Below are 2796 nucleotides of genomic sequence, written 5' to 3' on the forward strand. Positions count from 1 at the left end.
GGACTGCTTTATCTTCTTTGTCTGCTGGATCTAAAGTTAAGCCTTCTGCGTTTTCGATTGCTTTATCAAGTTCTGTTTTATCTGCTTTCGCAATTAAACCTGCTTGCGCATCTTTTAATGCTTGTGTTGCTTCTTTGATTTGATCAACAGTTACAGATTCCGGATTATTCACAATACCTTGTGCCACAGCCATTGCGTCTACCAATGGTTCAACGCTGTTAGGAGTAAAGTCCGCTTGGTTGATAGCTTTCGCTTTTTCAAGTTCTACTTTCAACGCTTCAAGTGCTGCATTGACTGCATCTGCTTTATCTTGAGCAATTTTAGCGTTAATTGCATCTTCTAAAGCTGATTTCGCTGCATCTACTTCTGCTTGTGAAGCATTAGGATCTGCTTGTACTGCTTTCGCTTTTTCTAATGCATCTTGGACTGCTTTATCTTCTTTGTCTGCTGGATCTAACGTTAAAACTTCTGCATTATTGATTGCTTTATCAAGTTCCGTTTTATCTGCTTTCGCAACCAATCCAGCTTGTGCATCTTTCAACGCTTGTGTAGCTGCTTTGATTTGATCAACAGTTACAGATTCCGGATTATTCACAATACCTTGTGCCACAGCCATTGTATCTACTAATGGTTCAACACTGTTAGGTGTGTAATCGTCTTTATTAATTGCTTTCGCTTTTTCAAGCTCTGCTTTCAACGCTTCAAGTGCTGCATTGACTGCGTCTGCTTTATCTTGAGCAGTTTTCGCTTCGATTGCTTTATTCAATGCATCTTTCGCTGCGTCTACTTCTGCTTGTGTCGCATTAGCATCTGCTTGTACTGCTTTCGCTTTTTCTAATGCATCTTGGACCGCTTTGTCTTCTTTATCTGTTGGATCTAACGTTAAACCTTCTGCGTTATTGATTGCTTTTTCAAGTTCTGTTTTATCTGCTTTCGCAACTAAGCCTGCTTGCGCATCTTTCAATGCTTGTGTAGCTGCTTTGATTTGATCAACAGTTACAGATTCTGGATTATTCACAATACCTTGTGCAACTGCCATTGCATCAACTAATGGTTCAACACTATTAGGAGTAAAGTCCGCTTGGTTGATGGCTTTTGCTTTTTCAAGTTCTGCTTTCAACGCTTCAAGAGCTGCATTGACTGCGTCTGCTTTGTCTTGAGCAGTTTTAGCGTTAATTGCTTTGTTCAACGCATCTTTCGCTGCATCTACTTCTGCTTGTGTCGCATTTGGATCTTCTTGAACGGCAATTGCTTTGTCTAACGCATCTTGGACCGCTTTATCTTCTTTATCTGTTGGGTCTAATGTTAAACCTTCCGCATTATTGATTGCTTTATCAAGTTCCGCTTTATCTGCTTTCGCAACTAAGCCTGCTTGGGCATCTTTCAATGCTTGTGTAGCTTTTTTGATTTCTTCAACAGTCTTATCTTTCGGAGCATCAACAATTGCTTGACCCACTGTTACAGCATCAGTTAATGGTTTCACACTATTTGGTGTGTATGCATCTTTATCTACTGATTTCGCTTTTTCCAGCTCTGCTTTTAATGCATCAAGTGCTGCTTGTTTTTCAGCTGCTTCTTTTGCATCTTGAGCTTTCTTAGCTTCAACCGCTTTATTCAACGCATCTTTCGCTGCATCCACTGTTTCTTGTGTCGCATTTGGATCTTCTAAAACAGCTTTTGCTTTATCCAATGCGTCTTGAACTGCTTTGTCTTCTTTATCTTTTGGATCTAATGTTAAACCTTCAGCTTCAGTAATAGCTTTGTTCAATTCATCTTTATTCGCTTTCGCTTCAAGATTATTTTTAGCATCGTTAATTGCTTTAGCCGCTTCTTTTAACTCTTCTGGAGTTTTAGTCACATCTGCTTTTGCAGCTTCACCCGCTGCTACTGCATCTTCTAAAGGTTTCACTGTGTTAGGTTTGAAGTCATCTTTATTAACAGCTTTTGCATCTTCGATTGCTTTATTCAATTCATCTAAAGCATCTTGATGTTCTTTAGCCGCAATTGCATCATTAATTGCTTTCGTAGCATCCGCCACTTCTTGCGGTGTTGCGTTACCGTCTGCTTTTACATTTTCACCTGCTGCAACTGCATCTAAGATTGCTTTATCTTCTTTATCATTCGCTTCAAGATTATCAATTGCGTTTGCTTTATCGATAGCATTTTGTAACTCTGATTTATCTGCTTTTTGAACTAAACCAACTTGCGCATCTTTCAATGCTTGTGTTGCTGCTTCGATTTCTTCTACTGTTTTACCAGTCGGTGCATCGACAATTGCTTGACCTGCTGTTTCTGCATCAGTTAATGGTTTCACGCTATTAGGTGTGTAATCATCTTTATTGATTGCTTTCGCTTTTTCAAGTTCTGCTTTTAATGCGTCTAATGCTGCATTCACTGCGTCTGCTTTATCTTGAGCAGTTTTCGCTTCAATTGCTTTGTTCAACGCATCTTTCGCTGCATTAACTTCATCTTGAGTTGCATTTGGATTTGCTTGAACAGCTTTTGCTTTGTCTAATGCATCTTGTACGGCTTTATCTTCTTTGTCAGCTGGATCCAATGTTAAACCTTCTGCGTTATTGATTGCTTTATCAAGTTCCGCTTTATCTGCTTTCGCTACTAATCCAGCTTGGGCATCTTTCAATGCTTGGGTAGCTGCTTCTATTTCTTCAGTTGTTTTACCATCTGGAGCATCAACAATTGCTTGGCCTGTTGTTTCTGCATCAGTTAACGGTTTTACACTGTTCGGTGTGTAATCGTCTTTATTGATTGCTTTCGCTTTTTCAAGCTCTGCTTTCA

The 2796-nt window shown here is 39.5% G+C and carries 1 protein-coding gene; it reads right to left on the reverse strand.

Features of this window, described 5'->3' with window-relative positions; translation table 11 throughout:
- Window positions 1-2796, reverse strand: a 2796-nt coding sequence (locus HMPREF2603_RS06805; protein ID WP_186822225.1) for an FIVAR domain-containing protein, incomplete at both ends; no start/stop codon positions are given.

The organism is Staphylococcus sp. HMSC055C03 (genome assembly GCF_001809385.1).
Lineage (GTDB): Bacteria > Bacillota > Bacilli > Staphylococcales > Staphylococcaceae > Staphylococcus > Staphylococcus simulans.